At 60.3% G+C, this 18,165-nt stretch carries 24 protein-coding genes; 6 read left to right on the top strand and 18 right to left on the bottom strand.

Going from position 1 to position 18,165, the window contains the following annotated elements:
* The first annotated feature begins 17 nt into the window (after positions 1 to 17).
* The 4 genes from ACA048_RS27710 (at position 18) to trmB (ending at position 2,270) form a co-directional block, all read left to right on the top strand.
* Complete coding sequence (locus tag ACA048_RS27710; protein WP_497627102.1) at positions 18 to 389, top strand: DUF423 domain-containing protein; 372 nt, start codon at positions 18 to 20, stop codon at positions 387 to 389.
* 90 nt (positions 390 to 479) lie between these two features.
* Complete coding sequence (gene thiS / locus ACA048_RS27705; RefSeq protein ID WP_008026157.1) at positions 480 to 680, top strand: sulfur carrier protein ThiS; 201 nt, start codon at positions 480 to 482, stop codon at positions 678 to 680.
* 60 nt (positions 681 to 740) lie between these two features.
* The gene (locus ACA048_RS27700) at positions 741 to 1,535 is read left to right on the top strand and encodes a thiazole synthase (RefSeq protein WP_007945511.1); all 795 of its coding nucleotides are present in this window, start codon (positions 741 to 743) and stop codon (positions 1,533 to 1,535) included.
* A 9-nt stretch (positions 1,536 to 1,544) separates the two neighbouring features.
* Positions 1,545 to 2,270 carry a tRNA (guanosine(46)-N7)-methyltransferase TrmB gene (trmB, locus tag ACA048_RS27695; RefSeq protein ID WP_497627101.1) on the top strand — a complete coding sequence of 242 codons (726 nt, stop codon included), beginning with the start codon at positions 1,545 to 1,547 and terminating at the stop codon, positions 2,268 to 2,270.
* 148 nt (positions 2,271 to 2,418) lie between these two features.
* Here the strand turns inward: trmB and ACA048_RS27690 are convergent, their stop codons facing one another.
* The 10 genes from ACA048_RS27690 to ACA048_RS27645 all read right to left on the bottom strand — a co-directional run bounded on the left by ACA048_RS27690 (position 2,419) and on the right by ACA048_RS27645 (position 9,410).
* Positions 2,419 to 2,742, bottom strand: coding sequence for a DUF3392 domain-containing protein (locus ACA048_RS27690; RefSeq protein ID WP_497627100.1), 324 nt, complete (start codon positions 2,740 to 2,742; stop codon positions 2,419 to 2,421).
* Positions 2,743 to 2,764: 22 nt separating this feature from the next.
* The gene (hemW, locus tag ACA048_RS27685; RefSeq protein WP_497627099.1) at positions 2,765 to 3,970 is read right to left on the bottom strand and encodes a radical SAM family heme chaperone HemW; all 1,206 of its coding nucleotides are present in this window, start codon (positions 3,968 to 3,970) and stop codon (positions 2,765 to 2,767) included.
* Positions 3,967 to 4,563: an RdgB/HAM1 family non-canonical purine NTP pyrophosphatase gene (rdgB, locus tag ACA048_RS27680; protein ID WP_497627098.1), complete on the bottom strand. Its 597-nt coding sequence runs from the start codon at positions 4,561 to 4,563 to the stop codon at positions 3,967 to 3,969. The genes hemW and rdgB overlap by 4 nt, the downstream gene beginning before the upstream one ends.
* Positions 4,560 to 4,994 (bottom strand): DUF4426 domain-containing protein, encoded by a 435-nt coding sequence (locus ACA048_RS27675; protein ID WP_497627097.1) that lies wholly within the window; start codon positions 4,992 to 4,994, stop codon positions 4,560 to 4,562. Before ACA048_RS27675 ends, rdgB begins: the two co-directional genes overlap by 4 nt.
* A 27-nt stretch (positions 4,995 to 5,021) precedes the next feature.
* Positions 5,022 to 5,642: a methionine biosynthesis protein MetW gene (gene metW, locus ACA048_RS27670; RefSeq protein ID WP_497627096.1), complete on the bottom strand. Its 621-nt coding sequence runs from the start codon at positions 5,640 to 5,642 to the stop codon at positions 5,022 to 5,024.
* A 7-nt stretch (positions 5,643 to 5,649) separates the two neighbouring features.
* Positions 5,650 to 6,789 carry a homoserine O-succinyltransferase MetX gene (gene metX, locus ACA048_RS27665; RefSeq protein ID WP_497627095.1) on the bottom strand — a complete coding sequence of 380 codons (1,140 nt, stop codon included), beginning with the start codon at positions 6,787 to 6,789 and terminating at the stop codon, positions 5,650 to 5,652.
* Between the two features lie 182 nt (positions 6,790 to 6,971).
* Positions 6,972 to 7,268 (bottom strand): DUF167 domain-containing protein, encoded by a 297-nt coding sequence (locus ACA048_RS27660; RefSeq protein ID WP_149659730.1) that lies wholly within the window; start codon positions 7,266 to 7,268, stop codon positions 6,972 to 6,974.
* Complete coding sequence (locus tag ACA048_RS27655; RefSeq protein ID WP_497627094.1) at positions 7,268 to 7,855, bottom strand: YggT family protein; 588 nt, start codon at positions 7,853 to 7,855, stop codon at positions 7,268 to 7,270. Before ACA048_RS27655 ends, ACA048_RS27660 begins: the two co-directional genes overlap by 1 nt.
* 24 nt (positions 7,856 to 7,879) lie before the next feature.
* Positions 7,880 to 8,698, bottom strand: a complete 819-nt coding sequence (proC, locus tag ACA048_RS27650; protein ID WP_223518026.1) for a pyrroline-5-carboxylate reductase — start codon at positions 8,696 to 8,698, stop codon at positions 7,880 to 7,882.
* A 25-nt stretch (positions 8,699 to 8,723) separates the two neighbouring features.
* Positions 8,724 to 9,410 carry a YggS family pyridoxal phosphate-dependent enzyme gene (locus ACA048_RS27645; RefSeq protein ID WP_497627093.1) on the bottom strand — a complete coding sequence of 229 codons (687 nt, stop codon included), beginning with the start codon at positions 9,408 to 9,410 and terminating at the stop codon, positions 8,724 to 8,726.
* Positions 9,411 to 9,467: 57 nt separating this feature from the next.
* Here ACA048_RS27645 and ACA048_RS27640 point away from each other — a divergent pair, with 57 nt between their 5' ends.
* Complete coding sequence (locus ACA048_RS27640) at positions 9,468 to 10,502, top strand: type IV pilus twitching motility protein PilT (RefSeq protein ID WP_497627092.1); 1,035 nt, start codon at positions 9,468 to 9,470, stop codon at positions 10,500 to 10,502.
* 120 nt (positions 10,503 to 10,622) lie between these two features.
* Here the strand turns inward: ACA048_RS27640 and ACA048_RS27635 are convergent, their stop codons facing one another.
* The gene (locus tag ACA048_RS27635) at positions 10,623 to 11,240 is read right to left on the bottom strand and encodes a C40 family peptidase (RefSeq protein ID WP_497627091.1); all 618 of its coding nucleotides are present in this window, start codon (positions 11,238 to 11,240) and stop codon (positions 10,623 to 10,625) included.
* 249 nt (positions 11,241 to 11,489) lie between these two features.
* Between ACA048_RS27635 and ACA048_RS27630 the strand changes: the two genes are divergently transcribed.
* Entirely contained in the window at positions 11,490 to 11,921 is a 432-nt protein-coding gene (locus ACA048_RS27630; protein ID WP_497627090.1) for an NINE protein, read from the top strand.
* Between the two features lie 87 nt (positions 11,922 to 12,008).
* On the opposite strand, the gene ACA048_RS27625 is transcribed toward ACA048_RS27630, so the two are convergent.
* The 7 genes from ACA048_RS27625 to gshB all read right to left on the bottom strand — a co-directional run bounded on the left by ACA048_RS27625 (position 12,009) and on the right by gshB (position 18,001).
* Positions 12,009 to 13,280 (bottom strand): dihydroorotase, encoded by a 1,272-nt coding sequence (locus ACA048_RS27625; RefSeq protein WP_497627089.1) that lies wholly within the window; start codon positions 13,278 to 13,280, stop codon positions 12,009 to 12,011.
* Positions 13,277 to 14,281, bottom strand: a complete 1,005-nt coding sequence (locus ACA048_RS27620; protein WP_046029744.1) for an aspartate carbamoyltransferase catalytic subunit — start codon at positions 14,279 to 14,281, stop codon at positions 13,277 to 13,279. The genes ACA048_RS27625 and ACA048_RS27620 overlap by 4 nt, the downstream gene beginning before the upstream one ends.
* A 26-nt stretch (positions 14,282 to 14,307) precedes the next feature.
* The gene (gene pyrR / locus ACA048_RS27615; protein WP_497627088.1) at positions 14,308 to 14,811 is read right to left on the bottom strand and encodes a bifunctional pyr operon transcriptional regulator/uracil phosphoribosyltransferase PyrR; all 504 of its coding nucleotides are present in this window, start codon (positions 14,809 to 14,811) and stop codon (positions 14,308 to 14,310) included.
* A 98-nt stretch (positions 14,812 to 14,909) separates the two neighbouring features.
* Complete coding sequence (ruvX, locus tag ACA048_RS27610; RefSeq protein ID WP_497627087.1) at positions 14,910 to 15,347, bottom strand: Holliday junction resolvase RuvX; 438 nt, start codon at positions 15,345 to 15,347, stop codon at positions 14,910 to 14,912.
* A complete protein-coding gene (locus tag ACA048_RS27605) occupies positions 15,347 to 15,919 on the bottom strand; it encodes a YqgE/AlgH family protein (RefSeq protein WP_497627086.1) in 573 nt (190 codons plus the stop codon). The genes ruvX and ACA048_RS27605 overlap by 1 nt, the downstream gene beginning before the upstream one ends.
* Before the next feature lie 151 nt (positions 15,920 to 16,070).
* Entirely contained in the window at positions 16,071 to 16,970 is a 900-nt protein-coding gene (locus ACA048_RS27600; protein WP_497627085.1) for a TonB family protein, read from the bottom strand.
* 77 nt (positions 16,971 to 17,047) lie between these two features.
* Positions 17,048 to 18,001, bottom strand: coding sequence for a glutathione synthase (gshB, locus tag ACA048_RS27595; RefSeq protein ID WP_497627084.1), 954 nt, complete (start codon positions 17,999 to 18,001; stop codon positions 17,048 to 17,050).
* Positions 18,002 to 18,165: the final 164 nt, after the last annotated feature.

The raw sequence follows: 18,165 nt of genomic DNA, 5'->3' as shown, positions 1-18,165 counted from the left end.
TCTGACTGGAGTTCTTCATGCTGCGTGGCTTTTTGATGCTGGCCGCTTTCTTCGGTTTCACCGGCGTTGCCCTGGGTGCGTTCGCCGCACATGGCCTGAAAAGCCGTCTGACCCCTGAGTACCTGGCGATTTTCCACACCGGCGTCACCTACCAACTGGTGCACACCCTGGCATTGCTGGGCATCGCGCTGCTGGCCACACAGATTCCGGGGCGTTTGATCACCTGGGCCGGCGCCTCGTTTGCCATCGGCATCCTGCTGTTTTCCGGCAGTCTGTACCTGCTGACCCTGACCGGTGTCAGCAAGCTCGGGATCGTCACGCCCTTCGGCGGGCTCGCATTCCTTGTGGGTTGGGTGTGCCTGGGGCTTGCCGCCTGGCGGTTGAGCTGACCGGGTGGTCCATTTCATGACGAATGGCTTGGGTCGCCAAGACTGATCGGGCTAGAATGCCAGCCCCTAAAAATGATGGCGGCATTCGGTATGCGCATTCAGTTGAACGGCGAATCCCTTGAACTGCCCGACGGTGAAACCGTTGCGGCCCTGCTGACCCGTCTGGAACTGACCGGACGCCGGGTGGCGGTTGAACTCAATCTGGATATCGTCCCGCGCAGTCAGCATGCCGACACCACGCTGAACGATGGCGACAGCGTCGAAGTCGTCCACGCCATCGGTGGCGGCTAGCCGTGCAGCCCGCGAGGGTACAGAATTCTGCAAGAACCTCACCCCTACAGAGGATTTCCCATGAGCATCGTTCGTAGCGACAAGCCCTTCGTCCTGGCCGGTCGTACTTACCAGTCGCGTTTGCTGGTAGGCACCGGCAAGTATCGCGACATGGAAGAAACCCGTCTGGCCATCGAAGCCTCGGGTGCCGAAATTGTCACCTTCGCCGTTCGCCGCACCAATCTGGGCCAGAACCAGGGCGAACCGAACCTGCTGGATTTCCTGTCGCCGGATCGCTACACCTTCCTGCCGAACACCGCCGGTTGCTACGACGCGATCGAGGCCGTGCGCACCTGCCGCCTGGCTCGTGAGCTGCTCGATGGTCACAACCTGGTGAAGCTGGAAGTGCTGGCGGACCAGAAAACCCTGTTCCCCAATGTGATCGAAACCCTCAAGGCCGCTGAATCGCTGGTCAAGGAAGGTTTTGACGTGATGGTCTACACCAGCGATGACCCGATCATCGCTCGCCAACTGGCGGAAATCGGCTGCATCGCGGTCATGCCGCTGGCGGGTCTGATCGGTTCAGGCCTGGGGATCTGCAACCCCTACAATCTGCAGATCATCCTCGAAGAAGCCAAAATCCCGGTGCTGGTGGATGCCGGTGTCGGTACTGCATCCGATGCCACCATCGCCATGGAGTTGGGTTGTGACGCGGTGCTGATGAACTCGGCCATCGCCCACGCCCAGCAGCCGATCATGATGGCTGAAGCCATGAAGCACGCCATCGTCGCGGGCCGCCTGGCCTACCTCGCCGGCCGCATGCCGAAAAAACTCTATGCCAGCGCCTCCTCGCCGCTGGATGGTCTGATCAAGTAAGAGCCATTGATGACTGAATCAAACGACACGCCAATCCAGACGGAAGAAGGCGAAGAGCGCCAACACCGCCGCATCAAGAGTTTTGTGATGCGCGCCGGACGCATGACTGAAGGCCAGCAAAAAGGTCTGGAGCAGGGCACGCCGCTGTTTGTGCTGCCGCTGGCCGACGCGCCGGTAGACTTCGATCAGGTGTTCGGCCGCTCGGCGCCGCGCTCGCTGGAAATCGGTTTCGGCATGGGCCATTCGCTGCTGGAAATGGCCGCGGCCTCGCCGGAACAGGATTTCATTGGCGTGGAAGTTCACCGTCCAGGTGTTGGCGCGCTGCTCAATGGCGTGCTGACACAGGGCCTGACCAACCTGCGGGTTTACGATTGCGACGCGATTGAAGTGCTCAATCGCTGCATCGCCGACAACAGCCTTGATCGCCTGATGCTGTTTTTCCCGGACCCGTGGCACAAGAGCCGTCACCACAAGCGCCGTATCGTTCAGGCGTCATTCGCCGAACTGGTGCGCAGCAAGTTGAAGGTCGGCGGTGTGCTGCACATGGCCACCGACTGGGAACCATACGCCGAGTACATGCTGGAAGTGATGAACGTCGCACCGGGATATCGCAACCTCGCCGAAGACGGCAAGTGCGTGCCGCGCCCGCCCGAACGCCCGATCACCAAGTTTGAACGCCGCGGCGAACGGCTTGGGCATGGCGTGTGGGACCTGAAGTTCGAAAAACAGTCCTGAGCTGTGACGCTGTAAAAACTGTAGGAGCCGAGCTTGCTCGCGATGGCGGCTTAACAGTCAGCATAAATGTTGAATGTTATGGCCTCTTCGTCGGAACGCCGCCCGGAGCAAGCTCGGCTCTTACAGTTGTTTTGGGTGTAGCCAAAGATCAGCGGCGGTCGGCGACTACGCCGATCAGCACCAGCACCACCAACAACACTGGCGCCAGGCTGTAGTTGTTGAACTGGCCCAGGCCTTTGACGATCCACGGCGTGACGTAGATCAACGCGGCGCCGCTGCCGATCATGCACAGCAGGGCCATCAGTGGGACGCGCAGGGCGCCGGCAATGCTGCCCAGGCGTTGCTCGACCCAGCCTTTGAAATCCGAACCGAACAGCACCAGCAGACAGCCCACCAAGGCCAGGGCGATTTCCGCTAAGTTGCTGCGGCTCCAGCGGGACACGGTGGCGAGCAGGTCGAGTATCAAATCCATTCGTTTTCCCTTAGTGCTGAAATCAGCTCAGAAATTTTTGCAGCAAGTCATTGAGAAACAGCTGTCCGCGCTCGCTGGCCGCCAGACGTGTCGGTTCGACCTGCAACAAGCCACTTTGTTCGGCTTCGCGACGGCCTTCGGCGAGGCTTTCCAGGTTCAGCCCGGTGCGCTGCGGATACAGCCGTGATTCGACGCCCTCGGTCAGGCGCAGCGCGTTCATCAGGAACTCGAACGGCAGTTCATTGTTGGTCAGTGCTTTCTCGCCAGCCTTGAAGCTTTTGGCCGGGTTGAGGTAGTCCTTGGGCAAACGCGTCTTCCAGGTACGCACGATGCGCCCGTCCGGATGGCTGAGCTTGCCGTGGGCGCCGGCGCCAATGCCGATGAAGTCGCCGAAGCTCCAGTAATTGAGGTTATGCCGCGCCGGGCGACCAGACTGGGCGTAAGCCGAGACTTCGTATTGCGCGTAACCGTGTTCGGCGAGCAGTGCCTGACCCGCTTCCTGAATGTCCCACAACGTGTCGTCTTCCGGCAGCGTCGGCGGCTGGTTCCAGAACACCGTGTTCGGCTCCAGCGTCAGCTGGTACCAGGACAAATGGGTCGGTTTCAGAGCGATAGCCTGGCGCAGGTCGCTCAGCGCGTCGTCCAGCGACTGGTCGGGCAAACCGTGCATCAAGTCCAGGTTGAAGTTGTCGAAGCCGGCCTGGCGCGCCATGCCGGCGGCACGCATCGCTTCGTCACCGTTGTGAATCCGCCCCAATGCCTTGAGTTTTTCTTCCTGAAAGCTCTGGATGCCAATCGACAGGCGATTGATGCCCAAGGCGCGGTAAGCGACAAACTTCTCTTGCTCGAACGTCCCCGGATTGGCTTCCAGAGTGATTTCGATATCGCTGGCAAACGGAATGCGCTGTTCAACACCTTTGAGCAAGCGGCCCAAGGCTTCGGCACTGAACAAGCTCGGCGTGCCGCCACCGAAGAAGATAGAACTCAGTTCACGGCCATACACCGCGTGCAGATCCTGGTCGAGGTCAGCCAGCAGCGCGTCGACGTACTCTTCTTCCGGCAGCACCGGGCTGGCGGTGTGGGAGTTGAAGTCGCAATAAGGACATTTGCGCACACACCACGGGATGTGGATGTACAACGCCAGGGGCGGCAACACGGGCAGCGCCGCCCGTGGCGATTGGGCGTCGCCGCCGAAGATCAGCGGTGACGCGGATGAGTCGTGGCTCATTTCAGGCCCAGACGCTGGCGCAGCAAATCCATTGCACGGGCGCGGTGGCTGATGAGGTTCTTGTCGCTCGGGCTCAGTTCGGCGCTGGAGCAATCGCGCTCCGGTACCCAGAACAGCGGATCGTAACCAAACCCGTGCTCACCACTGGCCGCCGGTAGAATGCGCCCGTGCCACAGGCCTTCGCAGAGGATCGGCAATGGATCGTCGGCGTGGCGCACCAATGCCAGGACGCAGACGAACTGCGCGCCGCGCTCGGCTTCAGGCACGTCTTTCAAGACGTCGAGCAGTTTGGCGTTGTTCGCCGCATCGCCCTGGCCATCCGCATAACGAGCCGAGTAGATCCCTGGCGCACCGCCGAGGAAATCCACCGCCAGTCCGGAATCGTCCGCCAGCGCCGGCAAGCCGGAAATGCGCGCGGCATTGCGGGCCTTGAGGATGGCGTTTTCGACGAACGACAGGCCGGTTTCTTCAGGCTCGACCGTGCTGAACTCGCCGATCGAGCGCAGTTGCACCGAGTGGCCAAGCATGGCCTGGAGCTCCTTGAGCTTGCCGGCGTTGTGGCTGGCCAGTACGAGCTGTGTGAAGTTGATCATTGGCCTGGGAAAATCTCTTGGTTGAAATTGATGGTGTTGATTTTGTCACCGATCTGCACCTTGATGTCGAAGGTGCGGGTTTCCGTCTGGGGCACCGGGTACTGAGCGATGTAGTAGATAGCGCCCTTTTCGGTAATTTGTCTGAAATTCAGTGGCACGCTCTGGCTGGTCAGATCCTTGACTGTGCCGCTGACCTGCGCCATCAGGGGCTTTTCATCCTTTATCACCGTAACGTTGATCAGGCCCAGATTTGGACTACGCACCAGTTCGTTCGCTTTGGCGATGTCCGGTGTCAGGAACGTTGAGTTGAAGGTGTTGTAGTACACCGTCACGTCACCAAATGTTTGTTCGCGCTTGGGATTGATCGTGTCAGCGGCAAAAGTGGTGACGCTCAAACAGGCAGTGAGTAGAAACAGTGCTAGACGAACCATGATCGTTCTCCTCGGAATGGGGGCGGGTCAGACCGCGACCTTATGGTCTGCAAGTCCTGGGCTGCTGACGCGATAAATACCGATCTCGCCTAACAGATTAGGCCATAGCTTGCTGGCCCACCCGTGCCGATGCTGTTGATCCACGGCCAGCCGATCAATGACCCTGGCTTCACGTTCGAGGCACAAGGCTTCAAAGTCCGCAAAAGTGCAGAAGTGAATGTTTGGCGTGTTGTACCAGGTGTACGGCAGGAACTCGGAAACGGGCATCCGACCCTTGCTCGCCAGGTACCAGCGGCAACGCCAGTGACCGAAGTTGGGAAAGGTGATGATGCACTGGCGGCCGACCCGCAGCATTTCATCGAGGATCTTGTCCGGGTAGTGCACCGCTTGCAGCGCCTGGGTCATGACCACGACGTCGAAGCTGTTGCTGGCGAAGTTGCCCAGGCCCTTGTCCAGGTCCTGCTCGATGACGTTGATGCCTTTGGCGACGCACTCGGCGATGTTGTCCGGGTCATTTTCCAGGCCGTAGCCGGTCACTTGCTTGTTATCGCGCAGCCAGGTCAGCAGTTCGCCATCACCGCAGCCGAGGTCAAGCACACGGCTGCCGGCGGGGATCCATTCCTGGATGATTTCCAGATCAGCTCTCATGGCTTTCTCACAACGTAATGCGGTTCATGTAATTGCTGAATGCCTGCAAGTACCGCGGGATCGGAATCAGGAAGGCGTCATGGCCTTGCGGAGCATCGATCTCGAGGTAGCAGACGTCTTTCTTGGCGGCCATCAACGCGTCCACCAGTTCCCGCGAGCGGGCAGGGGAGAAGCGCCAGTCGGTGGTGAAAGACATCACGCAGAACTTGGCTTGAGCGTTGGCGAAGGTTTTCGCCAGGTCATCGTCGAAGTTCGCTGCCGGGTCGAAGTAGTCCAGCGCTTTGGTCATCAGCAAATAAGTGTTGGCGTCGAACCGCCCGGAGAACTCTTCGCCCTGATAGCGCAGGTAGCTTTCGACCTGGAACTCGACGCTGTGGAAGTCGTAGTTGAGCTTTTCGCTCTTCAGGCCCCGGCCGAATTTCTCGCCCATGGAGTCGTCGGACAGGTAGGTGATGTGCCCGACCATCCGCGCGAGCATCAAGCCGCGCTTGGGGATCACGCCCGCTTCCTGGAACGAACCGCCGTGAAACTCGGGGTCGGTGAGGATGGCCTGGCGTGCCACTTCGTTGAAAGCGATGTTCTGCGCCGACAGCTTGGGGGCCGAGGCAATGGCCAGGCAGTGCCGAATGCGATCCGGGTAGGTGATGCTCCATTGCATCGCCTGCATGCCGCCGAGGCTGCCGCCAATCACGGCCGCCCATTGGCTGATGCCGATGCGGTCGGCCAGACGCGCCTGGCTGTGCACCCAGTCTTCCACGGTCAACACCGGGAAATCGGCACCGAAGGGCTTGCCGGTGTCCGGGTTGATGCTGCTCGGGCCAGTTGAACCGTTGCAACCGCCGAGGTTGTTCAGACTGACCACGAAGAATTTGTTGGTGTCGATCGGTTTGCCGGGGCCGATGCAGCTGTCCCACCAACCGGGTTTGCGGTCGTCGGGGCTGTGAAAACCGGCAGCGTGATGGTGGCCGGACAACGCGTGGCAAATCAGCACGGCGTTGCTCGCCGTGGCGTTCAGCGTGCCGTAGGTTTCGTAGATCAAGTCATACGCTGGAAGCGAACGCCCGCAGGCCAGGGCCAGGGGTTCGCTGAAGTGCGCCACTTGCGGCGTCACCAGACCAACAGAATCGGGGGGAAAGGCAGTTGGCATCGACCCTGCTCTCGTTGAAATGAGGCGTAAGTCTAAAGACCGGTGGGGTTAGCGGCAAGCAAAGGCCCGAGCTGATTTTTCCTGTCAGACCGAGGTGCGGCCATCGCGGGCAAGCCACGCTCCCACAGGGGAACGCATTCCAATGTGGGAGCCGGGCTTGCCCGCGATGAACGATGAAGCGGTCAACCTGCCGGACGCACCAGATCAGGCAACTCCGGCAGTTTCTTCGGCGAACAGATCCGCACCCGTTTCTGCCGGTTCAACTCACCGCTGATCAAGCTGACCTGGCTCTTGGACACCCCAAAGGCCTTGGCCAGAAACGCCATCAGATATGCATTGGCCTTGCCTTCAACCGGCGGCGCGGTCAGGCGGATCTTCAGGCGATCCCCGTGCAGCCCGCAGAAATCATCACTGCGGGCCGCCGGTTGCAGGTGACACTCCAGAATCAGGTCGTCACCGTCCCAGCGAAAGTAACTCATCAGATCAGGCCGAGCAGCCCTTGCGGCATGAAAGCGAAATACGCCAGGCGCGGGATCAGCCAGCTTTGCAGCAACTGGATCACGATGAACGCAAAGATCGGCGAAATGTCGAGACCGCCCAGGTTCGGGATGATCCGGCGGAACGGCGCGAGTACCGGTTCAGTAATCTGCGCGACAAGCTCGGCGCCGGGATTGTGGCTGCCTGGTGCGACCCAGGACAGAATCACACTGATGATCATTGCGTAGAACAGAATGTTCAAAAACAGCGAGAACAGCGCGATCAGAGCCCACGGCACCAACAGTAGCCAGTCGACCATGAAGCCTTTGAGCGCCAGGATGACGGCGATCAGCACCATCTGCACGATCAGCGCCAGCACCAATGACGACATGTCCAGCCCGAACATGCTCGGGATCACCCGACGCAGTGGCTTGAGTAGCGGTTGCGTGGCTTTGACGATGAACTGGCAGAGCGGGTTGTAAAAATTCGCGCGAACCAGTTGCAGGATGAAGCGCATCAGTACGATCAGCAGGTACAGGCTGCCAAGGGTTTTAATGATGAAAATGGCAGCGTCATTGAGTCCGAGCATCTTTGATTCCTTTGTAAGAGCTGATTAGCGACCGAGTTGCTCAGCCATCTCGGCCGAGCGATGCGCGGCGGCGCCGAGTGCTGTTTCGACCAGGGCTTCGAAGCCACCGGCCTGGAACGACTTGATCGCGGCTTCCGTGGTGCCAGCAGGCGACGTTACACGACGACGCAGTTCAGCGGCATCGACATCGCTGGCGACCGCCATGTGTGCGGCGCCCAGCGCGGTTTGCAGGGTCAGTTGTGCGGCGATGTCCGCTGGCAGGCCGAGCTTGACGCCAGCGGCGGTCATGGCTTCGATCAGCAGGAAAAAGTACGCCGGACCGGAGCCGGACACGGCGGTAACCGCATCCAGCTGCTGTTCTTCGTTCAGCCACAGGGCGATGCCCACGGCGGACAGCAGCTCTTGCGCCTGCTGGCGCTGTTCGGCGTTCACTTCGGCGGTGGCATACAAACCGCTCACGCCCTGACGCAGCAGCGCCGGGGTGTTGGGCATGCAGCGCACGATCGGCTGGGCGCCGAGCCAGTTGTTCATGCTGGCGCAGGTGATGCCAGCGGCAATCGACACCACCAGTTGATTCGGCTTCAAGCTCGGGCGAATCGCTTCGCACACGGCTTTCATCGCTTGGGGTTTGACCGCCAATACGACGACGTTGGCGTCCTGGATGGCGTCGGCGTTGTCGGCGAAGACTTCGATGCCATGTTCGGCAGCCACTTTGGTGCGGGTTTCAACACCCGGATCGCTGGCGCGGATTTGCGAGGCGTCCAGACCTTTGGCGCGCAGGCCGCCGATCAGGCTGGCGGCCATGTTGCCGGCACCGATAAAGGCAATACGAGTTTTGCTCATGTCAGGTCCTTAGAAAAGAAAGTGGTCAAGGCTGGCTGTAGTCGCGGGCACCAAACAGGGCCGTACCGATGCGGACCCAGGTGGCGCCTTGGGCAATGGCCGATTCGAGGTCATGGCTCATGCCCATGGAAAGTGTGTCGAGCGGCAGGTTCAGGCTGGCTTGCAGATTTTGCACAGCAGCAAAAGCGGCATCTTGTTCAGCACGATCATCCGTCGGCTCGGGAATCGCCATCAACCCGCGCAACGTAAGGCGCGGCAATTCGCTGATGGCCTTGGCCAGGGCCGGCAGGTCGGCCGGGGTGCAGCCGGATTTGCTGGCTTCACCGCTGACGTTGACCTGGATGCAGATGTTCAGGGGCGGCAAATCGGCTGGTCGTTGTTCGGACAGGCGTTGTGCGATTTTCAATCGATCCACGGAATGCACCCAAGCGAAGTGCTCGGCGATAGCGCGAGTCTTGTTCGATTGAATGGGGCCGATGAAGTGCCAGATCAAGGGCAGGTCGGCCAACTCGAGCTGTTTGCCCAAGGCCTCCTGCAGGTAGTTCTCGCCAAAGTCACGCAAGCCGGCGGCGTACGCTTCACGCAGGGCCTCGGCGGGTTTGGTCTTGCTCACGGCCAGCAGCTGAACGCTGTGCTCATCGCGCTGAGTGGCCAGGGCGGCGGCACGAATGCGTGAACTTACCTGAGCAATGTTGTCTGCTATCGTGGACATTCAATGTGCGCCAGCGGTCTGAAGGTTCGCGGCATTCTACTGGAATTGAGGGGCGCTATGGATATCACTGAGCTGCTGGCATTCAGCGCTAAACAGGGCGCGTCCGACCTGCACTTGTCCGCCGGCCTGCCCCCGATGATCCGCGTCGACGGCGATGTGCGACGCATCAACGTGCCGGCCCTGGACCACAAACAGGTGCAAACGCTGATCTTCGACATCATGAACGACACCCAGCGGGTGGACTTCGAGAAACACCTGGAAACCGATTTCTCCTTTGAAGTGCCCGGTGTGGCGCGTTTCCGGGTCAACGCCTTTAACCAGAATCGTGGCGCAGGCGCCGTGTTCCGGACCATTCCATCGAAGGTCCTGAGCATGGACGACCTGGGCATGGGCGAGGTGTTTCGCAAAATAACCGAAGCGCCACGCGGGCTGGTGCTGGTGACCGGCCCGACCGGCTCCGGCAAGTCCACCACCCTCGCGGCGATGATCGATTACCTGAACAACCATCGCCATCACCACATCCTCACCATCGAAGACCCGATCGAGTTCGTCCACGAATCGCGCAAATGCCTGATCAACCAGCGCGAAGTCCATCGCGATACGCGCAGCTTTGCGACCGCCTTGCGTTCGGCGTTGCGTGAAGACCCGGACGTGATCCTGGTGGGGGAGATGCGTGACCTGGAGACCATTCGCCTGGCGCTGACCGCCGCCGAGACCGGGCATCTGGTGTTCGGCACGCTGCACACCACATCAGCGGCGAAAACCATCGACCGGGTGGTGGATGTGTTTCCGGGGGATGAAAAGTCGATGGTTCGCTCGATGCTGTCCGAGTCGTTACTGGCGGTGGTGTCGCAGACACTGGTGAAGAAGATCGGCGGCGGGCGGATTGCGGCGCACGAGATCATGCTCGGGACATCGGCGATTCGTAACCTGATCCGCGAAGACAAGGTCGCGCAGATGTACTCGTCGATTCAGACCGGTGGGAACCTGGGGATGCAGACGCTGGATATGTGCTTGAAGGAGTTGGTGACCAAGGGCTTGATCAGTCGCGAGCATGCGCGGGAGAAGGCGCGGTCGCCGGATAATTTTTGACGGATCCAGAAACGCCTTCGCGGGCAAGCCTCGCTCCTACAGGGATCGCATAAATCCTGTAGGAGCGAGGCTTGCCCGCGAAGGGGCCAGCAAAATCAAAACAAATCTCAGGTACTTAAATCAACGCTGAGCGACGCGCATCTGATTCTGCTCTTTAGGCAGAACCCGCTTGGCAACCACGTAGTGTTTTTCCCAATACGGCTTCTTCAGCGTATCGATGCTCACCGACTTGCCACGGCGTGGTGCGTGGATGAAGCGGTCGTTGCCCAGGTAGATGGCAACGTGATTGACCCGACGGCTCTTGATGTTGAAGAAAATCAGGTCGCCCGGCTTCAGGTCGTCGCGATCGATTTTCTCGCCATGACCGCTGGCCATGGCATTGGAGGTGCGCGGCAGGTCAAACGTGGTGTCGTTAAACGCATATTTCACCAGGCCACTGCAGTCGAACCCTTTACTTGGGCTGCTGCCGCCCCAACGATAAGGAGTACCGAGGACGTTTACGGCGCGGCTCAGCACGTTGCTGCTTTCCTTGCTCGCCATTGGCGGTACAAGTTTGCTTTTGTCGCTCAGCGGGGTCGAATTTTTTGCTGTTTGTTTGTTTTTGCTGGTAGGAGCAGAAACATGGGATTTTTGGGTGTAACCATTAACGTTTGGAAGACGTTGCTCACGATTGGTGGCGTGGGCGGCCAGTGGCATCAAAAGGCAAATGGTTAGCCATGTCTTGAAAAATGGACGCATTAGGCAGGGCTCGTATGGGTGAACGCGCAACTTTATAACAGCTTTTTTTGCCCTTCCGAGGCCGTTGGTCGATTCAACAGGGTGGCAATGGAACCAAAGAAGCGGCAGATTGCCGCAATTGTCGGACAGAAGTCAGGTGTTATAAGGCTTTGACGGGAGCCACGGTAGCATTTGCCATACGTCGGCAACCTGTAAAAAAGTCACAAAGATTTAAAGAATATTTATCTATCGTGTGAGTCGAGGTCCTTAATGAACAGCTATCAACAGTCCGCCGCGCATCAAGATACGCACAGCAAAGTGATTGGTTATCTGCTGTGGATTTTCGGTTTTACCGGCGCTCACCGCTTCTATTACGGCAAACCGGTCACCGGGACGATCTGGTTCTTCACCTTTGGCTTGCTGGGGATTGGCTGGCTGATCGACCTGTTTCTGATCCCGGCAATGGACCGCGAAGCTGACCTTCGGTTCACCGCTGGGCCTATCGAATACAACGTGGCGTGGATTCTGCTGACGTTTCTCGGGGTGTTCGGCGTACATCGGATGTATCAGGGGAAGTGGATCAGCGGGTTGCTGTACCTGGTGACGGGCGGGTTGTTCTTTGTCGGGGTGTTATATGACTTCTGGACGCTGAATGACCAGGTTTCCGTGCGTAATGTGCAGAACAGAGGCGCTTTCCAGTAAGCCATCGCTGGCAAGCCATGCTCCTACAGGGTGTTCATACACAATCCCGTAGGAGAATAGCTTGCTCGCGATTGTAGCGACGCGGTCTCAAACCTGGTGGCTAATCCGCCCATCCACCAGTGTGTAGCGCACTACACCCGGCAGGGTATGGCCAAGGAACGGGCAGTTTTCCCCTTTGGACAACCAGGTTTCACCTGCAACGGTTGAAGCCGTCGGGTCGAATAGCACGATGTCCGCCGGCCCACCCACCGTCAGCTTGCCGGCCGGCAAACGCAGCGCCTCGGCAGGCCCTGCACTCAAACGCGCCAGCAACGTCGGCAGATCCAGCAAGCCATCCTCCACCAGTGTCATCGCCAGCGGCAGCAGCAATTCAACGCTGCTGATACCGGGCTCAGTGGCGCCGAACGGTGCCAGTTTGGCATCGCGCTCGTGCGGTTGGTGATGGCTGGAGATGGCTGAGATCACGCCCGATTTCACCGCTTCACGCAGGCCGTCGCGGTCGGCGCGGGTTCGCAGTGGCGGCTGGACGTGATAGAGGCTGCTGAAGTCGATCAAGGCTTCATCGGTGAGGATCAGCTGATACAACGCCACATCGGCGGTCACCGGCAGCCCACGGGCCTGGGCCTGAGCGATCAGGGCCACACCGCGAGCGCTGGTGAGTTGGCTGAAGTGCGCACGCACGCCGCTCTGCTCGACCAGCAACAGGTCCCGGGCCAGGGCCACGGTTTCAGCGGTTTCCGGAATGCCCGGCAAGCCAAGGAAACTGGCAGTCGGGCCTTCGTGGGCTAAACCACCTTCGGCCAGATCATGGTCCTGCGAGTTGAATATCACCGTCAGGTCGAACGTCGCCGCGTATTCCAGCGCCCGGCACAGGGTGCGGGTGTTGCGGAAGCTCTCCAGACCGTTGCCGAAGGCCACGCAGCCGGCATCGCGCAAGGCAACGAGCTCTGCAAGCTGTTCGCCGTCCAGGCCTTTGCTCAGGGCGCCAATCGGGAAGACTTTGGTGTTGCCGGCTTCACGAGCGCGGTCGAGGATCAGTTCGGCCACGGCCGAGGTGTCCAGCACCGGTTTGGTTTTCGGCGGGCAGCACAGACTGGTCACGCCGCCGGCCGCCGCCGCGCGGGTTTCGCTGATGATCGAGCCTTTGCGGCTGTAGCCCGGCTCGCGCAGGGCGACGTTCAGGTCAACCAGGCCAGGGGCGGCCACCAGGCCTTGGGCGTCGAGGGTGTCGACGGCGACAAAACCGATTGGAGCGGCGCCCAGGGCGACGATCTTGCAGGCTTCAATGTGGATGTCAGTCACTTTATCCAGACCAGTGGCTGGATCAATCACGCGGGCGCCGAGAATACTGAGCTTCACTGGGCGTTCTCCTGCTCGAATTGACGTTGCGCAGTCTGCCCGCTCATGGCCATGGACAGCACGGCCATACGAATCGCAATACCGTAGGTGACCTGGTTGAGGATCACCGAGTGCGGTCCGTCGGCCACCGCCGACTCAATCTCCACCCCACGGTTGATCGGCCCTGGGTGCATGACGATGCAGTCCGGTTTGGCCCCGGCCAGGCGTGCGGTGGTCAGGCCGAACAGGCGGTAGAACTCACCTTCGCTCGGCAGCAGGCCGCCGGCCATGCGCTCGCGTTGCAGGCGCAGCATGATCACCACGTCGACGTCTTTCAGGCCTTCGGTCATGTCGGTGTAAACCTTCACGCCGTATTGCTCGATGCCGATCGGCAGCAGGGTTTTCGGCGCGATCACGCGGATGTCCGGGCAACCCAGGGTTTTCAGCGCCAGCATGTTCGAGCGCGCCACCCGCGAATGCAGGATGTCGCCGACGATGGCCACCGAGAGGTTTTCGAAGCCGCCCTTGTGTCGACGGATGGTGAGCATGTCGAGCATGCCCTGCGTCGGGTGCGCGTGACGGCCGTCGCCGCCATTGATGATTGCCACTTGCGGGCACACATGCTCGGCGATGAAGTGCGCGGCACCGGAGTCACCATGGCGCACGACAAACATGTCGGCGGCCATGGCTTCCAGGTTGCGCAGGGTGTCGAGCAGGGTTTCGCCCTTGCTGGCCGAAGAGGTCGACACGTTCAGGGTGATCACGTCTGCCGACAGCCGCTGGGCCGCCAGTTCGAAAGTGGTGCGGGTGCGGGTGGAGTTTTCGAAGAACACATTGCACACGGTCTTGCCGCGCAGCAACGGGACTTTCTTCACCGCACGGGCGCCGACTTCGAGGAACGAGTCGGCGGTGTCGAGGATTTCCGTCAGCAGCTCGCGGCGCAAACCGTCGAGGGAGAGGAAGTGGCGCAGCTGGCCCTGATCATTGAGCTGCAGCGGGCGCTTGGTATCTAGAGGCGTCATCGCGAGGGGACTCTCAATAGGGCGAATTAAAGGGCGAGGTCTTGCAGTTCAAGCTTGAGCTCGGGGCCGGACAGTTTCACCCGCTCGTGGGCGGCCAGCGACAGCGTCGCGCCCACCACGTTCGGGCGAATCGGCAACTCGCCGGCGTCCAGGTCCAGCAGGCAGACCAGGGTTACGCTGGCCGGGCGGCCGTAGTCGAAGAGTTCGTTCAGGGCCGCGCGGATGGTCCGACCGCTCATGAGCACGTCGTCGATCAGCACCAGGTGCTGGCCTTCGATTTCGAACGGTAGCGCAGACGGGCGAACCTGAGGGTGCAAGCCGCTCTGGCTGAAGTCGTCGCGGTAGAAGGAAACGTCCAGGGTGCCGAGCGGCGAGTCGCTGCCCAGTTCCTTGAGCAAGGCCTGGGCGACCCAGACACCGCCGGTACGAATACCGATGTAGCGCGGTTCACTGATGCCTCGTTTGGCCAGGTAGGCGTCAAGCCGGATCGCCATCTGGCTGATCAGTTCGGCGGGATTGGGCAGGCTCATGGTTGCTCCTTCTTGGGCCCGAGCCGATGCTGCTTGAGGGGTGGCTCGGGTTGTCGCTATAAAGAGTCGCTGGCAGCGGCTCTTGAGGATTCGTTACTTCAGGACTCGAACAGTGCGGTGTTTTCGTCGAGCCAGCCTTGCAGCAGCAGGGCGGCGGCGATGGCGTCCACCGGGTTGTCGCGGTAACTGCCTTTTTGCCCGCCCCGATCACGTCGCTCGCTTTTGGCTTCAAACGTGGTCAGGCGTTCATCGTGCGTATAGAAGGGTAGGTTGTAACGACCGTTCAGGCGGCGGGCGAACTTTTCCGCGCGCAGGCACATGTCGCTCGGGGTGCCGTCCATGTTCAAGGGCAGGCCGACCACTACCGCGTCGGGTTTCCACTCTTTAATCAGGGCTTCGACCTGATTCCAGTCGGGAACGCCGTTCTGGGCCTTCAAGGTGCACAACTCGCGAGCCTGGCCGGTAATCACCTGGCCGACCGCGACGCCGATCTGTTTGGTGCCGTAGTCAAAACCCAAAATCAGGCGCAGGGCCATCAGGCGTGCCCCGCCTGGCTGGTGAGCAGGCTGAGGTTGACGCCCAAATGCTTGGCCGCCGCTTCCAGGCGCAGCTCGCTGCTGGTGTTGAACAGGATGTCGGCGTCGAACGGGCAGGTCAGCCAGGCGTTCTGGGCCAGTTCGGCATCCAGCTGCCCCGCTTCCCAGCCCGCGTAACCCAAGGCGATCAGGCTTTTCGCCGGACCCACGCCGTCGGCGATGGCGAACAGCACGTCTTGAGAGGTAGACAGGGACAGCTCGCCTTCCAGATCAACGGTCGCCTGATAGCTCTGCCCTTTGGGGTGCAGGACAAAGCCGCGATCCGTCTGCACCGGACCGCCCATGAAAATCGGCACATGCCGGCACAGCGCTGGCGGCTCGATGTCCGGGCGCAGTTGCTCAAGGATGTCAGCCAGACTCAGGTCTTGCGGGCGGTTGATCACCAGCCCCATGGCACCATTGGCCGTGTGCTCGACGATGTAGGTCAAGGTGTGCGCAAAGTTCGGGTCGGCCATGTGAGGCATGGCGATCAGGAAGTGATGCTTGAGGTAGCTGGGGCTGACGTTTTTCATGAGCGATAGTGTGGCGTTGGAGGGGCGAACTGACAAGCCGGGGAATGGATGTTTGCGTGAGATTGATCCTCCTGCAGGCGCTGGCTTGCCAGCGAAAGCGCTGTCGAAAACGCCTTCGCTGGCAAGCCAGCTCCTACAGGTCATATACCAGTCAGTTGCTAGAGAGTCTGTCCCCGCGCGCAAACTTCCACGTGCGGATGATTTCCAGGCGGTCGATGTCCGAAAGATCGCCGGTAAATGGCGCAAACGGTGCCGCGAGCCTCACGATCCGCTGCGCCGCCTGGTCCAGCAGCGGTTGCCCGGACGACTCCAGCACCAGCACTTCATACAGCGAGCCATCGCTGTTGATCGAAACCATCAGGCGCAAATTGCCGTAAATCTGTTGGCGTCGGGCTTCGTCGGGGTAATTGAGGTTGCCGATGCGCTCGACCTTCTTGCGCCATTCGTCCTTATACCAGGCGCCTTTGTCGCGCATGGTCGACGCCGCGCTCAAGCGGTGGATGCGCGGGCGTTTGGCGTACAGCTGTTGTTCGTTGGCCAGTTCCGCTTCGAGGCTGGCGATGTCGCTGGACAGCTGGGAACTGTCGAAAGTCGGTGCAGCCACCGCGGGTTTGGTTTGCGGTTTGACCTCTTCGTTCTTGGCCGCCGCTTTTTTCGGCTTGGGTGCGACGGTGGTCACGGCAGCCTTGGGCGCGGCTTCCTGAACTTCAGGCTTGGCGGCGGGCGGTGGTGTGACCTTTTGCACCTTGTTGTCCTGGAACGGCGCGACCTCGGTGGTCTTGGGGATAGCCTTTTTATCCAGGGTGCCGCTGCCCTGCTGATTTTCCTGGGCAAGGAAATCGGCTTTTTCGGGCTTCTTTTCGCTTTTGAAGGTGGCGAGGGTGATTTCCAGGGTTTTGCTGATCTGTTTGGGTTCGACCATCGTGAAGCCGACGCCCAACAGCACGGCCAGGTGGATCAACGCCGCAAGAAACAGAGTAAAACCGAGACGATCAGCCGGGCGCACGCCACGATGGGCGAGTTCAGCGGGCAGATCGGACGGAAGAGTCATGTCAAGAAAACCAACATCGCGTTTTTTACAGGCCGCGCATGATAACGCAATGTTGGTCGTGCCTTGGCTGTTCTATATCAACGAGCCTTGAGCTTCTGATCGATGGCATCCATCAGCAGGTCGCCAATGTCGGTGCCAAAGGCATTGTCGATTTCGCGTATGCAGGTCGGGCTGGTGACGTTGATTTCGGTCAGGTGTTCTCCGATCACGTCCAGACCTACAAACAACAGGCCTTTTTCACGCAGGGTCGGGCCGACTTGCGCGGCGATCCAGCGGTCCTTGTCGGTCAACGGGCGAGCTTCGCCACGACCGCCAGCCGCCAGGTTGCCACGGGTTTCGCCAGCGGCCGGAATGCGCGCCAGGCAGTAATCCACCGGTTCGCCATCGATCATCAGGATGCGCTTGTCGCCGTCCTTGATTGCCGGCAGGTACGCCTGGCCCATGATCTGCTGGGTGCCCAGCGCGGTCAGGGTTTCCAGAATCACCGACAGGTTCGGGTCGCCAGCACGGTGACGGAAGATCGACGTGCCGCCCATGCCGTCCAGTGGCTTGAGGATGACGTCGCCGTGCTTGGCGGCGAATTCGCGCAGTACATCGGCGCGACGGCTGACCACGGTCGGCGGCGTGCACTGCGGGAACAGCGTGGCGAACAGCTTTTCGTTGCAGTCACGCAGGCTTTGCGGCTTGTTGACCACCAGCACGCCGGCGCGCTCGGCTTGCTCCAGCAGGTAGGTGGAGTAAACGAATTCCATGTCGAACGGCGGATCCTTGCGCATCAGGATCACGTCCAGGTCGCTCAGCAGGGCGTCGGTTTCAGCGTCCAGTTCGAACCATTTTTCCGGGTTGGCGAACACCTTCAGTGGGCGCATCCGTGCCCGTGCTTCACCTTCGCCCTGGTACAAATCGCGCTGTTCCATATAGAACAGTTCCCAGCCGCGCTTCTGCGCAGCCAGCAGCATGGCCAGCGAGCTATCCTTTTTATAGGAAATATTGGCAATAGGATCCATGACAATCCCGACGCGAACGCTCATGGGTTTTTCCTCGAAAATGGGTGGTCCGAATGGACGTGAAAAAGTGGCGTCAGAGTGGCGCTGAGTGTGTTCCCGGTCAAGGAAAAACCACCGCAAAAACCGGCCGATAGATTGCATTTGGAGACTGTGCTAAAAAGGCTGCCATGTCGTGCCGGCCCTTGAAG

It is taken from the genome of Pseudomonas sp. LBUM1659 (assembly GCF_059716045.1).
Note: the sequence above shows the minus strand (reverse complement) of the source record. Positions and strands in the feature narration are given on the sequence as shown.